Raw genomic sequence first — 15,469 nt, 5'->3', positions numbered from 1 at the left:
GCCGCGCATGCGACTCCGGGTCGTTTCGTTTTTGGCTTTGATGGCCGTCGCCGAGTGAACCTCACCACGAGGTGACCTTCTTGCGACATGTGAAGCGCGCATAAAGAAACCCCGGCATCTCCTTGGAGACCGGGGTTTCTTTTATTCCGCCGAGGCGGGTGCGAGAGCGATCAGCCCTCCATCCAGTCCTTGAAGAAGGCCTCGTTCGCTTCCCGCAGCGCGGCGATTTCCACGCCGGCAACGGTGGTGCCGCCAACGGTGCCGATCTTCACCGCCTCAGGCAGAACAGTACCCGCAGGCGCCGTCAGCACGTAGCGCGACTGGTCTTCGCCGAATGCCTGCGCCGTGGTGAGGTCGCTGTCCAGCGTGCAGCCAAGGCCGCTGGCCAGCGCCATTTCGGCGAGTGCCACGATGAGGCCACCGTCGCTCACGTCATGCACCGCGGTCACCTTGCCTTCGCCGATCCAGCCGCGCACGACGCCGCCGTTGTGCGCTTCCAGCTTGAGATCGACGCCGGGTGCTTCGCCAGCTTCGCGGCCTGCGATATCCTTCAGCCACAGCGACTGACCGAGGTGCGTGCCTTCTCCGCCGAGCACGAACACGTCCTCGCCCTCTGCCTTGAAAGCGATGGTCGCCATCTGGTCGTGATCCGCCAGCAGACCGACGCCGCCGATCGCCGGGGTCGGCAGGATCGCGGAGCCGCCGCCGGTCGCCTTCGATTCGTTGTAGAGCGAGACGTTGCCCGACACGATGGGATAGTCCAGCGCCCGGCACGCATCGCCCATGCCGTTCAGGCAGCCGACGATCTGCGCCATGATTTCGGGGCGCTGCGGGTTGGCGAAGTTGAGGCAGTTGGTGATCGCCAGCGGCAGCCCGCCGACCGCGCTGATGTTGCGGTACGTCTCGGCCACGGCCTGCTTCCCGCCCTCATAGGGATCGGCATAGCAATAGCGGGGCGAGCAGTCGGTGCTGATCGCCAGCGCCTTGCGCGTGCCGTGCACCCGTACCACCGCCGCGTCGCCGCCGGACTTCTGCATCGTATCCGCGCCGACCTGGCTGTCGTACTGCTCCCAGATCCACTTGCGCGAAGCAAGATCCGCGCCGCCCATCAGCCTGAGCAGGTCCGCGCCCACATCGGTGCGTTCCGGCAGGTCGCCCCGCGCCGGAACCGCGGCCCAGGCCTTGTATTCCTCTGCCGAGACATAGGGACGCTCATATTCGGGCGCATCGTCGGCCAAGGGCCCCAGCGGAATGTCGCAGACCACTTCGCCGTCGAATTCCAGCACCATGTGGCCGGTGTCGGTCACTTCGCCGATCACCGCGAAGTCCAGTTCCCACTTGCGGAAGATGGCTTCGGCCATGGCTTCCTTGCCGGGCTGGAGCACCATGAGCATGCGCTCCTGGCTTTCGCTCAGCATCATTTCGTAAGGCGTCATCGCCTCTTCGCGGCAGGGCACCTTGTTCATGTTGAGGCGGATGCCGGCGCCGCCCTTGCTGGCCATCTCGACCGACGAGGAGGTGAGGCCCGCCGCGCCCATGTCCTGGATTGCGACGATCGCGTCGGTCGCCATCAGTTCAAGGCACGCCTCGATCAGCAGCTTTTCGACGAAGGGGTCGCCCACCTGCACGGTGGGGCGCTTTTCATCGATGTCGTCGCCGAAGTCGGCAGACGCCATCGTGGCGCCGTGGATGCCGTCGCGCCCGGTCTTGGAGCCGACGTAGACGATGGGATTGCCCAGCCCGGTGGCCGCGCAGTAGAAGATCTTGTCGGTATCGGCGACGCCCACCGTCATCGCGTTGACGAGGATGTTGCCGTCGTACGCCTTGTGGAAGTTCGTCTCGCCGCCCACCGTCGGCACGCCCACGCAGTTGCCGTAGCCGCCGATCCCCGCGACCACGCCCTTGACCAGGTGCTTCATCTTGGGATGGTCGGGACGGCCGAAGCGCAGCGCGTTCATGTTCGCCACCGGGCGCGCGCCCATGGTGAACACGTCGCGCAGGATGCCGCCGACGCCGGTCGCCGCGCCCTGGTATGGCTCGATGTAGCTGGGGTGGTTGTGGCTTTCCATCTTGAAGATGGCGGCCTGCCCGTCGCCGATGTCGATCACGCCCGCGTTCTCGCCGGGGCCGCAGATCACCCAGGGCGCCTCGGTCGGCAGCTTCTTGAGGTGGAACCGGCTCGACTTGTACGAGCAGTGCTCCGACCACATGACCGAGAATATGCCGAGTTCGACGAGGTTAGGCTCTCGACCCAGCGCATTCAGGACGCGCTCGTATTCTTCGGGATTGAGGCCATGCGCCTCGACGACGTCAGGGGTGATTCCGCTCATGCCGTGCCCTTAGCCATGTCGGTGCGCGGACGCTAGTGGGTTGGGGGGAAGAGGTGGGTTTGCGCCTATCTCGGCCATAGGAACGCTAGATCGGAATGCTCACCAGCAGACAGAGCAGCAGAGGCGCTGCTCGCGTTTTGTACGAGGGAATAATGGTGTTGGTGGCCTCTTGAACTTGTCGTTGGCCGAGTATTTATAGCCAGTATCGACGCCGCGGGGATTTATGGCAATTACGAAAAGATGGGCCGGCCGCGTTTGGGGCACGAATGTTGGTAATGTATTCGTCACCCTTGATGGTGACGATGCAACGCTAACTGGCACGCTTCGGATGAATGAACCCGGCGTCGGCATTGTCGTTTATGCGGTGCAAGGCGCATTTAATGCTCCTACCCTCGCGCTCGCAGGCCAACCTCAGGCCCAAATCGATGGCGTCGAGTTTGGCCAACTGTCGGTCACCGGCAACATGAACGCCAAGGGCGAAGTCCACGGCGATTGGCAGACCACAATCGGCTCTGCCGGGACCTTCGTGCTATTCCCCCACGCTACCGGCGAACAGACCGACGAGGTGCAGCAAGCCGAACAATTTCACACGGCCCGCTTCAATTTCGGAGCAATTGAAATTGATAAAGACCAAATCACGGAATTAGCCGAGAACATCCGCCGCGAGTTTCCTAGTGTAATTGTTACTGTGGTCGCAGGCACTGAGCAGGCCCGTTATCTTGAGGACTTTAAGCAAATCCAATTCACTGTTGATCGTGCAGAGATCATAAAGCTATTCGCTCAGAAGCCTGATGGATCGGGTGCCAATCAAGTCGTCTCAATAGAATTTGGCCCGCAAGTGAATACGGCCATGACCCAAGGGGCAAATGAGGCTTGGGTACTTGGCCAGCTTGAAACGTTGAAGCGTGATCTGAAACGGTACGAGCGAACTTACATTACGAATTTCAAACGGTGGGGCATAGGTATCAACCAAGTGATGCTGCTTGCCGCAATCGTCTTCCTCCCAAGTCTAGGTAGCTTGAAGGATCGTGCGATCTTGATGGGTGTGGTTCTAGCCTTGATCGTCGGGGTCAATTGGCTGCACTCTCGCTATGTGCCTTATGCTGCGATCTACTTGCGTGAGAAGAAGAAGGGTTGGTTCAGGAAGGCATGGCCCAGAGTGGCGTCCTGGGGAATCGGTATTGTGGCTGCCGTTATTGGCACTCTGGCTGCGGCTTATCTCCAAGGAGCACTAAAGATACCCGCGTCGCCACCCGCCGTCGAAAGTTCTAAGGCGCGTTGAGTAAAACGCCCTTTGCTTCGGGACCGCGTAGAGCCACTGGTAAATGTGCACCCTTGGCGCTCCGAAAGCTGCTAAGCCGCTACCGGCCCATTGCCACCCGGACCACAGCTATTGGCTGAACTCTAAATATCGCCACAACTTCGCCCGCCATTTTCCTACATCGCCGCGCTCTGCTACAGTCGCGCAGGCTCTTTCCTATCGTCGTTCCCGTCCGCGCATTTCCCTTCAGGGAAAGGCCTCGCGCGCATGTGTTTCATCAACTAACGTCTCAACAAGGGGCCGGGTGGTGGATGCGACCTTGACCGGTCCAATCCGGCTCGTCATTGCTGCACGCATGGCTTCCGATCCTCAGACCATCGACACCCTCAGCTTCGAAGACTCCCTGCGCGCGCTGGAAACCATCGTGCGCCAGCTGGAAAGCGGGGACGTTCCGCTGGAGGATTCGATCTCGCTCTACGAAAAGGGCGAAAAGCTGCGCCAGCACTGCCAGAAGCGCCTCGATGCGGCGCAGGCGCGTATCGAGCGCATCGTCGCCGGGCCGGACGGCCAGGCGGCGGGCACCCAGCCTTTCGATTTGTGAGCGCCCTTACGTGACCGGGGGGAAGGTGTCCGATTCGCTGCTGGCCCAGGGACTGACGCGGATCGCCGAGGAGATAGACGGCGCGTTCGACGCGCTGCTGCCGGTGCCCGACGATGCCCGCGCCAAGCTGTTCGAGGCGATGCGCTATGCGACCATCGGCGGCGGCAAGCGGCTGCGCCCGCTGCTGCTTGCGGCGGTCGCGGAAATGTACGGCGTCCAGCGCGAAGCCGCGATCCGCGCCGGCATCGCGATCGAGGCGATCCACGTCTATTCGCTCATCCACGACGACCTGCCATGCATGGACGACGATGCCCTGCGTCATGGCAAGCCGACCCTGCACCTCGCCTTCGACGAGGCGACGGCGGTGCTGGCGGGCGATTCGCTCCATGCCTTCGCGTTCGAGGTGCTGGCGGATGCCGCCACCAGCGCCGATCCGTTCACCCGCATCGAACTCGTCCGCACGCTGGGTCACGCCAGCGGCGCACAGGGCATGGCCGGTGGCCAGATGATGGATTTGGTCGCGGAAACCAGCGAGTTCGATCTGCAGACCGTCACCCGCCTGCAGCAACTCAAGACCGGCGCGCTGCTGGGTGCAGCGGTGGAAATGGGCGCCATCCTCGGCCGCATACCCCCGGAAGGGCGCGCGCATCTGCGCGGTTACGCCCGCGACATCGGGCTGGCGTTCCAGATCGCAGACGACCTCATCGACCATGAAGGCGACGCCGAAACCGCCGGCAAGGCAGTGGGCAAGGATGCCGCTGCGGGCAAGGAGACCTTCGTCTCGCTGCTCGGGCCTGACCGTGCGCGCGAACAGGCCCGGATGCTGGTCGAGCAGGCGGTCGGCCATCTTGCCCAGCATGGCCGCGAGGCAGACCTGCTGCGCGCGGTGGCCCGCTACATCATCGAGAGGGATCACTGACATGGCCGCCAACGGGCAGGAACGCATCGGCGTCTATCCGGGCACGTTCGACCCGATCACACTGGGCCATGCCGACATCATCCGGCGCGGCGCCAAGCTGGTGGACCGCCTGATCATCGGCGTCACCACCAACCCGTCGAAGAACCCGCTGTTCACGCCCGAAGAACGCATCGCCATGGTGGAGCGCGAAGTCGCTTCGCTGGGGATCGAGAACGCCACCGTCGTGGGCTTCAACGCGCTGCTGATGAAGTTCGCGCAAGTGCAGGGGGCGACGGTGATCGTCAGGGGCCTGCGCGCAGTGGCGGACTTCGAATACGAATACCAGATGGCCGGCATGAACCAGCAACTCAATGCCGCGATCGAGACGGTCTTCCTGATGGCTGACGTGGGGCTGCAGCCGATCGCCTCCAAGCTGGTCAAGGAAATCGCGATGTTTGGGGGCGACATCGCGAAGTTCGTCAGCCCGGCCGTGCGCGAGGATGTCGTCGCGCGTATTGCCAAGAACGGATTGTTGGGGGACTACTGAACGCTTCAGGCGGGCGGGCCTGACAGCAAATCATTCATTGTGCCGACAGCGGGGGCGCTCTATCGCGAGCCTCACGCGGCTTGGCCGTCAATTGCCCAGGTGACAGATAGATGAAGTTTCGCCTTCCCCTGACCACGCTGATGCTCGGTGCCGCGCTGGTCGCCGCACCGGCCTTTGCGAAGGACAAGGACAAGCAGCCGGTCGTACCCGCCGCGCCTGCTCTGCCGACCACGGTGGACACCGATATCGCGCACGATCCGCAGGATGTGCTGCTGCTTGACCTGTCGGATGGTGGCCGGGTGGCTATCCGCCTGATGCCGCAGTGGGCACCGCACCATGTGGAGCGCATCAGGACACTGGCGTCACAGGGCTTCTACAACGGCCAGATTTTTCACCGTGTGATCGACGGGTTCATGGCCCAGACCGGCGACCCTACGGGCACCGGGCAGGGTGGCTCGCAGCTGCCCGACCTTGAGGCTGAGTTCAATTCGATGCCGCACGTGCGTGGCACCGTGTCGATGGCGCGCACCAATGAACCGAACAGCGCCAACAGCCAGTTCTTCATCGTGTTCTATCCGCGTTTCGCGCTGGACAAGAAATATACGGTGTTCGGTCGCGTGATTTCGGGCATGCAGTACGTCGATGCCATCCAGCGTGGCGAGCCGCCCGAAAATCCCACGAAGATCGTTCAGGCTTCACTGGCATCCGAGAACAAGGCTGTTCCGGCAGCGCCCATCGCGCCTGCGGTACCTGCGCTGACCGCACCTTCGGTATCGGAACTAAACAACTCCAAGTCGAACTGAGCCTTTTGTCCCGGCCCTTGCGCGGCATTGTCCGGGACGACGGCTTGCCGACCGCCCTTCTCTGGTTTAGCGCGCGGCCATGCGCGTAGACCTATTTGACTTCGACCTTCCGCCCGAAAACATCGCCCTGCGTCCGGCGCGCCCGCGCGATGCGGCCCGGATGCTGGTGGTGGACGGCGACGCTCCGTTCGAGAGCGTCCAGGTCCGTGACCTGCCAAGGCGGCTGCGAGCGGGCGATGTGCTCGTCTTCAACGACACGCGGGTGATCCCTGCACAGCTAGAGGGTACACGCGGCGAAGCACGGATCGGCGCCACTCTGCACAAGCGCATCGGCCTGCGGCGATGGCAGGCCTTCGTCCGCAACGCAAAGCGACTGCGCGACGGCGATCGCATTGCCTTCCCTGCGGACGTGACTGCCATCGCCGAGGAACGCCTGCCCGATGGCAGTTGGACATTGGCATTCGAGGGTGACGAGCCGGTTGAGGTGCTCCTCGAAAGGGCCGGTCGAATGCCGCTGCCGCCCTACATCGCCGGCAAGCGCGCCACGGACGAGGCGGACGCCAGCGATTATCAGACCATGTTCGCGCGGGAAAAGGGCGCCGTTGCCGCGCCAACGGCCGCACTGCACTTCACTCCCGAGCTGGTGGACGGTCTGGATGCAGCAGGCGTACTGCGCGAAACGCTGACGCTTCATGTGGGTGCAGGCACTTTCCTGCCAGTGAAGGCGGATGACACGGTGGACCACCAGATGCATGCGGAGTTCGGGCGGATCGATCAGGCTACCGCCGACCGCCTCAATGCGGCGCGCGCGGCAGGAGGCCGGATCATCGCAGTTGGTACCACTTCGCTGCGTCTGCTGGAAAGCGCGACCGGCGATGATGGCATGATCCGCCCGTTCGAAGGCGACACTTCGATATTCATCACGCCCGGCTACCGCTTCAAGGCCATCGACGGGTTGATGACCAACTTCCACCTGCCCAAGTCCACGCTGTTCATGCTGGTTTCGGCGTTGATGGGGCTGGACAAGATGCAGGCGGTCTATGCCCATGCCATCAGCGAAGGGTACCGCTTCTACAGCTACGGAGATTCCTCGCTGCTGCTGCCGTGACTTGATTGGTTTACGCGAAGTTTCGGATGACCATTAAATTGCTGTAAGCCTTTCGGTTGCACCATCCGCTCCAACGCCCTTTCAGGGCGATTGGGGGCGGGCGTATGAAATGCTGGATGATCCCGATGATGCTTGCTGGGATCGTAAGCCCGGTATGGGCGCAGGACTTTGCAGGAAGTGGTCGCGCGGTGGACGGCGATTCGCTCTTCGTCGATGGACGGGAAGTGCGCCTCTACGGGATTGACGCACCTGAATACCGCCAGAGCTGCCGGGTTGGGTGGAACAACTGGAGTTGCGGCGTCGATGCCGCATCGGCGTTGCGCACACTGGTCGACGCCAGGCAACTGACCTGCACACCGCGCGATCGCGACGTCTATGGCAGGACGGTGGCCACTTGCCGGATCGGCGACATGGACCTTGCAGCAGCGATGCTGGAGAAAGGTTTCGCGATCGCTCTCGATAATGCTCCTGCGGGTTACGTAGCCATCGCTGAACGCAGCAGGTCTACCAAGATCGGGATCTGGGCATCGGAATTCGTGGCGCCCGCCTCCTATCGCGCGGCCAATCCGCGCAGTTCCGCAACGGCAGCGGTCAGCCGCGCCATCATCAGCACGACGCGAGTTACCGTCCCGGCGAAGGTTGCCGGCTCTGCGTTTCGCAACTGCGCAGAAGCGCGTGCAGCCGGAGCGGCGCCGATCCGCCGCGGCCAGTCGGGCTACCGCGTGCATCTCGACGGCGATGGTGACGGTATTGCCTGTGAGCCGTATCGGCGGCGCTGAAAGCCTCAACGATGCATTGCGCAATATTGTGCATTCCGGGACTTGGCACTGCTGCAATTCGTCTCCATTCAAGCTGCCATGCAACCGATCCTTGAAATCAGCGGTCTCACCAAAACATATTCCGGCGGCTTCACCGCGCTTCGCGGCGTGGATCTAACCATCAACAAGGGTGAGATATTCGCGCTGCTCGGCCCCAATGGCGCGGGAAAGACCACGCTGATCGGAGCCGTATGCGGCATGGTGCGGCCAACCTCCGGCACGATCACCGCGTTCGGTGAAGACATGGGCAGGCACTGGCGCACCCTTCGCGCGCGGATTGGCCTTGTCCCGCAGGAACTGGCAACGGACATGTTCGAGCCGGTGTTGCGTTCGGTCAACCACTCGCGCGGATTGTTCGGGCTGCCTCCCAATCCGGCGCTGGTCGAGGAGATTCTGCGCGCGCTGAGCCTGTGGGACAAGCGGGACGAGCAGATTCGCAATCTTTCCGGCGGTATGAAGCGTCGCGTGTTGATCGCCAAGGCGCTGGCGCACGAACCCGAACTGCTGTTTCTTGACGAACCGACCGCAGGCGTCGACGTCGAACTGCGGCGCGACATGTGGAAGCAGATCGCCCTTCTGCGGGAACGCGGGACCACGGTTATCCTCACCACGCACTACATCGAGGAGGCCGAGGAAATGGCCGACCGCGTCGGCATCATCCGCAAGGGCCAAATCCTAATGGTTGATGAGAAGGCGGCGATGATGGAGCGCCTTGGCCGCACCGAAGCCTTCATCGCGCTGGCCGAACCGCTGGCGCAGGTGCCGTCCGGCATCGCCGAACTTCCGGTCACACTGTCGCAGGACGGCCGTACCCTAGTGTACCGTGGTGGCGGCGGGGAAGGGGCTTCAGCCGGAACCGCTGAAGTCGCCGAGCTGACCAAGGCGCTGACCCGCGCCGGCATCGATTATACAGGGATCGACATCCATGAATCGAGCCTTGAGGACATCTTCGTGAACCTGCTGGAAGGCCCCGACGCCGCTTCGGAGGTGCCGGCATGAGCCTGTTCAACGCCCGGTCCGCGTGGACCATCTACAAGCAGGAACTGATGCGCGCGTTTCGCACGGCGATGCAGTCGATCCTTGCTCCGGTGCTGACGACTACCCTCTATTTCGTGGTATTCGGAGCGGCGATCGGTGGCCAGATGGCTGCCGGCGGCGGCATGGGCGGCGTCAACTACGGGGCCTTCATCGTGCCCGGGCTGCTGCTGCTGACGATTTTGGGCGAAAGCGTCTCCAACGCCAGCTTCGGGATATACATGCCGCGCTTCACCGGCGCGATCTACGAACTGCTGTCCGCGCCTGTCGGGGTGGCCGAGACGCTGTTCGGCTTCGTCGGAGCTGCGGCGACCAAGTCGTTGATCCTGGCCGCAATCATCCTGGTGACGGCCAGCTTCTTCGTCGATTACTCGATTGCCCATCCGGTCTATGCGTTCTTCTATATCCTGCTGGTGTCGGCAAGCTTCTCGCTGTTCGGCTTCATCCTGGGTATCTGGGCGGACAGCTTTGAGAAGCTGACGATCGTGCCTTTGCTGATCCTCACCCCGCTGACGTTCCTGGGCGGTACGTTCTATTCGATCGACATGCTGCCCGAACCCTGGCGGCAGGTCGCCATGGCCAACCCGGTAGTCTACCTTGTCAACGGGCTTCGCTGGACGTTCTATGGTTCTTCCGATGTGCCGATCGGCGTGTCGTTGGGCCTGACCTTCCTGTTCCTGGCCGTTTGTGTGGGGATCATCACCTGGATCTTCCGCAGCGGGTGGCGTTTGCGCACGTAAGCGGTTAGCCTGTCATCCCATGACGATGCCCCTCCCGGTTCTCGCCAGCCTTCCGTTCCTGCTGCTCGCCGCTCCCGTTCACGCGCAGGAGCAGGAGGAGCCGCTTGTGCTGCTGCCCATCGAGCCGCCGCCCCCGCTGGTGCTCGATTTGCCGGACTATCCGGAGTATGTGCCTTACGTGAGGGCGGACAAGCCGCGCCTGCCGCTGCCAGTACGCAGCCTTCTCGAAGCGGCCATGAAGACCGACGACAGTGCCTCGGTGGCGGCACTCGTCAAGTTCGCGCAGCAGACGCAGCCTTACGACAAGGATGAAATCCGCGACATGCAGCGGGCGTACAACGACCGCCGTGCCAAGGAGATCGCCGCCAGGACGGAAGCGGAACTGGCTCGCATCCGGGCTTCGGGCGTGCTGCAGTTGTGGAAGGGGCAGGTGGAGGTCGGCGCGTTTCGCTCCACAGGCAATACCGACAACTTCGGCTACACCGCAGCGCTCAAGCTTGATCGCAAGGGCATCAAGTGGGAGCACATCCTGCAGGCCAACGCCGATTACCAGGAAGATCGGGGTACTGTCACGCGGGAGCAGTTCTCGGCGAGCTATCAGCCGCGTTATACCCTTAACGAAGGTTTCTTCACTTACGGGCGAACGCAGTACGAGCGCGACCGTATTCAGGGCTTTGCCGATCGTTATACGCTTTCGGGCGGTCTGGGCTATCGGGTGCTCAACCGTCCGGGCATGACGCTGGCGCTGGAAGCGGGGCCGGCGGTCCGTCGCACGAACTACGTGGATGACGTTGACCAGACCACAAAGTCGGTGCTGACCTCGATCGATTTCGACTGGACCATCAATCCGACGATCAAGCTGACGCAGGACGCCAGCAGCTACGTTGGTTCCGACAACAACACCTTCACCTCCCTGACCGCGATCGAGGCGGGCATGATGAAAGGGCTGAAGGCCAAGCTGTCCTATTCGATCGAGCACGAAACATCGCCGCCCGCCGGATCGCTGAAGACCGATACGATTTCGCGCTTCTCGCTCGTCTACGGATTTTGACCCAAGCCGCAGGCGCGGTCATATCTATCCATGCTGTTGGATATTTCCACCGAGCCTGAAAATGCTCTAGGGGCAGGGCATGAATCCTCGTTTCCAGTTTTCGATCCACGCCACCGACGGCAAGGCCCGCACCGGCACCATCCAGATGCGTCGCGGAGAAATCCGCACCCCGGCCTTCATGCCGGTCGGCACCGCCGCCACGGTCAAGGCCATGAAGCCGCAGGACGTGCGGGCCACCGGCGCCGACATCCTGCTGGGCAACACCTATCACCTCATGCTTCGCCCGGGCGCAGAGCGCGTCGCGCGCCTTGGCGGACTGCACAAGTTCATGAATTGGGATCGCCCGATCCTGACTGACAGCGGCGGTTATCAGGTGATGAGCTTGTCCGACCTGCGCAAGATTACCGAACAGGGTGTGACTTTCGCCAGCCACATCGACGGTTCGCGGCACATGCTCAGCCCCGAGCGTTCGATGGAGATCCAGCGGCTGCTGGGGTCGGATATCGTCATGTGCTTTGACGAATGCCCCAAGGTCGATCAGCCGCGGGACGTCATCGCCCGCTCCATGGAAATGTCGATGCGCTGGGCACGGCGCAGCAGGGACGCTTTCGATCAGGGCGGTGAACACGCCGAGAACTCCGCCCTGTTCGGAATTCAGCAGGGCGCGCTCGACGAGGATCTGCGCCGAAGCAGTGCGCAGGCGCTCACCGACATCGGTTTCGACGGCTACGCGATCGGCGGCCTGGCCGTAGGCGAGGGCCAAGAGGCGATGTTCGCCACGCTCGACTTCGCACCGAACCAGTTGCCCGCCGATCGGCCCCGCTATCTCATGGGAGTCGGCAAGCCCGATGACCTTGTTGGAGCGGTGGAGCGCGGCGTCGATATGTTCGACTGCGTGCTACCCACCCGCTCGGGCCGCAACGGGCAGGCGTTCACCTGGAACGGCCCGCTCAACATGCGCAATGCCCGCCATGCCGAGGATACCGGCCCGATCGACGAACGCTGCGCCTGCCCGACTTGCGGCACCTACAGCCGGGCCTATCTCCATCACCTGATCAAGGCAGGGGAAATGCTGGGCGCCATGCTGCTGACAGAACATAACCTGTCATTCTACCAGCAATTGATGCAGGGGATGCGCGATGCGATTGCAGCCGGGCGCTTTGCTGCTTTTGCAGCCGACTTCCGCCGCGACTACCTGAGCCGGAAGGACTGATTACGGTCTAATCCGGCGATTGTCGGCTCTGCCGTCGGCGCGTGTCAGCTCAGGCGACCGCGTCCGGCGTGGCTTCCTCGCCGTGCATGACTTCCAGCATCGTTTCGACGTAGGCGACGAAGCGACCGGTCATTTCATCGAGGAATCCTGCTCCGATTTCGCAGGCGTGGCGCTGTGCGGTTCGCAGGTCGGTGTACCATTTTCCGGTGCGGTGCGGGGTGACGAAGCGATAGCGAGTCATGATGCTGGGCTAATGCCGCAGGCCTGCGGCAGTTCCCTTACAGATGCTGCTGATCGTGTAATTTTTCGTATCGTTTGAACACCCTGATACACATGCGAAAAGGGCGGCCCGAAGGACCGCCCTTTTGCTTGTTTCCGTTGCCGGAAAACCGGATCAGCGCGAGTAGAACTCGACGACCAGATTCGGTTCCATCTTCACCGGATAGGGCACTTCGTCGAGCGTCGGGACGCGAACGAAGGTCACCTTGTCGGTGCCGTCCTGAGCGACGTAGTCAGGCACTTCGCGCTCGGGCAGGTTCTGCGCTTCGAGAACGAGAGCCATTTCCTTGGCCTTGTTGCCCAGGCTGATGATGTCACCGACCTTCACGCGGCGCGAAGCGATGTTGCACTTCACGCCGTTGACGCGGATATGGCCGTGCGAAACGATCTGGCGAGCCGAGAAGATGGTCGGCGCGAACTTGGCGCGGTATACGACCATGTCCAGGCGCTGCTCCAGCAGACCGATCAGGTTCTGGCTGGTATCGCCCTTCATCGAGGACGCTTCCTGGTAGGTGCGCTTGAACTGCTTTTCCGTCACGTCGCCATAGTAGCCCTTGAGCTTCTGCTTGGCGCGCAGCTGCAGACCGTAGTCCGAAACCTTGCTCTTGCGGCGCTGACCATGCTGGCCCGGGCCATAGCTGCGGCGGTTGACCGAGCTCTTGGGACGGCCCCAGATGTTCTCGCCCATGCGGCGGTCGAGTTTATACTTCGAGCTTTGACGCTTCGACATATGTCGTCCTTACATTCTGCTTGCCGCGCAACCACCGTGGCAACGCGATCCTTGGTTCTCCCGGAGCGCACCATACGGCCTATCGTGCCGGATGCGGCCGCCGCTTCACCGAGAGTGCGGGGCCGAGTGGACGAACCTGCCAGAAGAGACAGGCGCCATGTGAAGGGTGGCCCTTACGGCCTTGTTCGGGAAAGTCAACCGCCAGCGTGCGTTTTGAGTGCCACCATGACGCTGGCGGCTGTCAATCACTGGTTGCCGATTGCGGGACGGTTCATGTTGTTGTGATTCACCATCTGGCGGGCATTTGCAGCGTTGGCTTCATCGATCTGCTTCCACTCTAGCGCGGTATGGCAGACACGCTTGCGCATCATCGAACCGGTAGCGCCGTCATAGCGGCACACTTTCTTGTCGGGGTCGGCCTGGGCGGCGGCGTCGCCCCTGTCTTTGGCCATGGCCGGGGTCGTGGCGGCAAGGGCTGCCGACACAAGCAGAATGCTACGGATCATCAGAGAAGTCGCTCCAACTTTTTCATTGGGCAACGATGTACACTTGCGCAACACAGCAGCAAAGAGAAATAGCCTCCGTTGCCAAGCGTTAATCGGGGACGCGGGGCCGCCGATTTCCGCCCAACGCGCTGAGGACGCCGCGCATGGTACGTACTTCCAGCGAGTTCCAGCCCGGTTTGGTCAGCATGTTGCGCAAAGTCCGTCGCGTGGCGGCAGAACGGCTTTCAGGAAAGAAATACTTCGTAGGCTCGAGCAAAGTTTCGAACTGGCCGATCATGCCTTCAAGCTCGTCCTGCGGGGCAGGGGGCAGAAGCTCCTCGACAGTCGGCTGCGCCATGGCTGCGCCCTTGGACCATTCATAGGCGCACAGGATCACCGCCTGTGCCAGGTTCAGAGAGGCGAACGCAGGGTTGATCGGCACCGTCAGGATCGCACGGGCAAGGGCAACGTCGTCCGTTTCCAGGCCGGAGCGTTCGGGACCGAAGACGTAGGCAGAGCGCCCGCTGGCGGCGTAGACTTCCGCTGCGGCCTGCTCGGGTGTGACGACCGGTTTGGTGACGCCCCGCTTGCGCACGGTAGTAGCATAGACGTTCGCACAGTCATGCACGGCATCGGCCAGCGTCTCGAACACGGTCGCCTTTTCCAGCACATCGTCGGCACCTGCGGCGGCAGGGCCTGCCGACGGGTTGGGCCAGCCGTCGCGGGGGGAGACGAGCCGCATTTCGGTCAGCCCGAAGTTGAGCATTGCGCGGGCGGCTTTGCCGATATTTTCGCCCAGTTGGGGGCGGACCAGCACGATGACGGGCTGCTTCACTTCAATTGACGCCGACATCGCGCACGGTCCCTGCAAATTCTTCAAAATCCCGCGCTTCGTTGAAGGCGCGGTAAACGCTGGCAAAACGGATATAGGCAACCGAATCGAGTTGCCGCAGGCCATCCATCACAAGTTCGCCGATGGTGCGCGACGGCACCTCGTTCTCGCCAATGGTTTCCACCTGGCGCTGAACACCGGACACCAGGCGTTCGATCTTCTCGCGATCAATCCCGCGCTTTCGACAGGCGAGCGTAACCGACTGTTCGATCTTGGCGCGATCGAACGGTTCACGGCGTTCATGCCCTTCCGAATCGTTGCTTTTGACTACAACGATCTCGCGCAGCTGCACGCGTTCGAACGTGGTGAAGCGAGCGCCGCAGCTGGAGCACTGGCGACGCCGTCGGATGGCGGTGGCATCCTCGGTCGGGCGGCTGTCCTTGACCTGGGAATCATCGTGGGCGCAAAAAGGACAGCGCATTCAGTCAGCTACTTTCAACAATTCGGTCTCAGTCCGGACGGACGCGTTTGTAGAACTTGTATCCTGCACCTGCCGCAAGGCCCAGGCCAATGGAGACGAAGGGCAGGAACGCGCCCGCAACCGCACCCGCTGCGCCCCAGATCAATACCGGCTTGGTCGAAGGATGGTCGAGGCCATCCTTGAGCATTCCGGCGAGTTCCTGGCGAGCGTCGTTGACGAAATCACCGTTCTGATTGGGGCGCTGCGGGTCGGTCATA

At 62.5% G+C, this 15,469-nt stretch carries 18 protein-coding genes; 11 read left to right on the top strand and 7 right to left on the bottom strand.

All coding sequences use genetic code 11. From position 1 onward, the window contains the following. Positions 1–170: 170 nt before the first annotated feature. Positions 171–2,330, bottom strand: coding sequence for a phosphoribosylformylglycinamidine synthase subunit PurL (gene purL, locus GGR40_RS03500; RefSeq protein ID WP_429274801.1), 2,160 nt, complete (start codon positions 2,328–2,330; stop codon positions 171–173). 223 nt (positions 2,331–2,553) lie between these two features. Here purL and GGR40_RS03495 point away from each other — a divergent pair, with 223 nt between their 5' ends. The 11 genes from GGR40_RS03495 to tgt all read left to right on the top strand — a co-directional run bounded on the left by GGR40_RS03495 (position 2,554) and on the right by tgt (position 12,405). Continuing rightward, positions 2,554–3,612 carry a hypothetical protein gene (locus GGR40_RS03495; RefSeq protein ID WP_429274800.1) on the top strand — a complete coding sequence of 353 codons (1,059 nt, stop codon included), beginning with the start codon at positions 2,554–2,556 and terminating at the stop codon, positions 3,610–3,612. A 334-nt stretch (positions 3,613–3,946) separates the two neighbouring features. After that, positions 3,947–4,192 carry an exodeoxyribonuclease VII small subunit gene (locus GGR40_RS03490; RefSeq protein WP_429274799.1) on the top strand — a complete coding sequence of 82 codons (246 nt, stop codon included), beginning with the start codon at positions 3,947–3,949 and terminating at the stop codon, positions 4,190–4,192. A 10-nt stretch (positions 4,193–4,202) separates the two neighbouring features. Then, positions 4,203–5,111: a polyprenyl synthetase family protein gene (locus GGR40_RS03485; RefSeq protein ID WP_429274798.1), complete on the top strand. Its 909-nt coding sequence runs from the start codon at positions 4,203–4,205 to the stop codon at positions 5,109–5,111. Between the two features lies 1 nt (position 5,112). Then, a complete protein-coding gene (coaD, locus tag GGR40_RS03480; RefSeq protein ID WP_429274797.1) occupies positions 5,113–5,637 on the top strand; it encodes a pantetheine-phosphate adenylyltransferase in 525 nt (174 codons plus the stop codon). 110 nt (positions 5,638–5,747) lie between these two features. Continuing rightward, positions 5,748–6,440: a peptidylprolyl isomerase gene (locus tag GGR40_RS03475; RefSeq protein WP_429274796.1), complete on the top strand. Its 693-nt coding sequence runs from the start codon at positions 5,748–5,750 to the stop codon at positions 6,438–6,440. Between the two features lie 79 nt (positions 6,441–6,519). Further along, positions 6,520–7,548, top strand: coding sequence for a tRNA preQ1(34) S-adenosylmethionine ribosyltransferase-isomerase QueA (gene queA / locus GGR40_RS03470; RefSeq protein ID WP_429274795.1), 1,029 nt, complete (start codon positions 6,520–6,522; stop codon positions 7,546–7,548). A 125-nt stretch (positions 7,549–7,673) separates the two neighbouring features. After that, positions 7,674–8,327: a thermonuclease family protein gene (locus tag GGR40_RS03465; RefSeq protein ID WP_429274794.1), complete on the top strand. Its 654-nt coding sequence runs from the start codon at positions 7,674–7,676 to the stop codon at positions 8,325–8,327. A gap of 78 nt (positions 8,328–8,405) precedes the next feature. Beyond that, positions 8,406–9,365: an ABC transporter ATP-binding protein gene (locus tag GGR40_RS03460; RefSeq protein WP_429274793.1), complete on the top strand. Its 960-nt coding sequence runs from the start codon at positions 8,406–8,408 to the stop codon at positions 9,363–9,365. Further along, complete coding sequence (locus GGR40_RS03455; RefSeq protein ID WP_429274792.1) at positions 9,362–10,141, top strand: ABC transporter permease; 780 nt, start codon at positions 9,362–9,364, stop codon at positions 10,139–10,141. Before GGR40_RS03460 ends, GGR40_RS03455 begins: the two co-directional genes overlap by 4 nt. A 19-nt stretch (positions 10,142–10,160) precedes the next feature. Next, complete coding sequence (locus GGR40_RS03450; protein ID WP_429274791.1) at positions 10,161–11,192, top strand: DUF481 domain-containing protein; 1,032 nt, start codon at positions 10,161–10,163, stop codon at positions 11,190–11,192. Positions 11,193–11,271: 79 nt separating this feature from the next. Then, positions 11,272–12,405, top strand: coding sequence for a tRNA guanosine(34) transglycosylase Tgt (gene tgt / locus GGR40_RS03445; RefSeq protein WP_429274790.1), 1,134 nt, complete (start codon positions 11,272–11,274; stop codon positions 12,403–12,405). A gap of 49 nt (positions 12,406–12,454) precedes the next feature. Here tgt and GGR40_RS03440 read toward each other — a convergent pair whose 3' ends face one another. From GGR40_RS03440 to GGR40_RS03415, 6 genes are all read right to left on the bottom strand, one after another. After that, complete coding sequence (locus GGR40_RS03440) at positions 12,455–12,646, bottom strand: hypothetical protein (protein WP_429274789.1); 192 nt, start codon at positions 12,644–12,646, stop codon at positions 12,455–12,457. Between the two features lie 153 nt (positions 12,647–12,799). Next, positions 12,800–13,414: a 30S ribosomal protein S4 gene (gene rpsD, locus GGR40_RS03435; RefSeq protein WP_429274788.1), complete on the bottom strand. Its 615-nt coding sequence runs from the start codon at positions 13,412–13,414 to the stop codon at positions 12,800–12,802. Between the two features lie 245 nt (positions 13,415–13,659). Beyond that, positions 13,660–13,920, bottom strand: a complete 261-nt coding sequence (locus tag GGR40_RS03430) for a hypothetical protein (RefSeq protein ID WP_429274787.1) — start codon at positions 13,918–13,920, stop codon at positions 13,660–13,662. Positions 13,921–14,008: 88 nt separating this feature from the next. Then, a complete protein-coding gene (locus GGR40_RS03425; RefSeq protein ID WP_429274786.1) occupies positions 14,009–14,752 on the bottom strand; it encodes an RNA methyltransferase in 744 nt (247 codons plus the stop codon). Next, positions 14,736–15,212, bottom strand: coding sequence for a transcriptional regulator NrdR (nrdR, locus tag GGR40_RS03420; protein WP_429274785.1), 477 nt, complete (start codon positions 15,210–15,212; stop codon positions 14,736–14,738). The genes GGR40_RS03425 and nrdR overlap by 17 nt, the downstream gene beginning before the upstream one ends. 28 nt (positions 15,213–15,240) lie before the next feature. Continuing rightward, positions 15,241–15,468, bottom strand: coding sequence for a hypothetical protein (locus tag GGR40_RS03415; RefSeq protein ID WP_429274784.1), 228 nt, complete (start codon positions 15,466–15,468; stop codon positions 15,241–15,243). Between the last annotated feature and the right edge of the window lies 1 nt (position 15,469).

This window comes from Novosphingobium gossypii (assembly GCF_050433305.1).
Lineage (GTDB): Bacteria > Pseudomonadota > Alphaproteobacteria > Sphingomonadales > Sphingomonadaceae > Novosphingobium > Novosphingobium gossypii.
The sequence above is the reverse complement of the archived record's forward strand: the minus strand, read 5'-3'. Positions and strand labels throughout refer to the sequence as shown.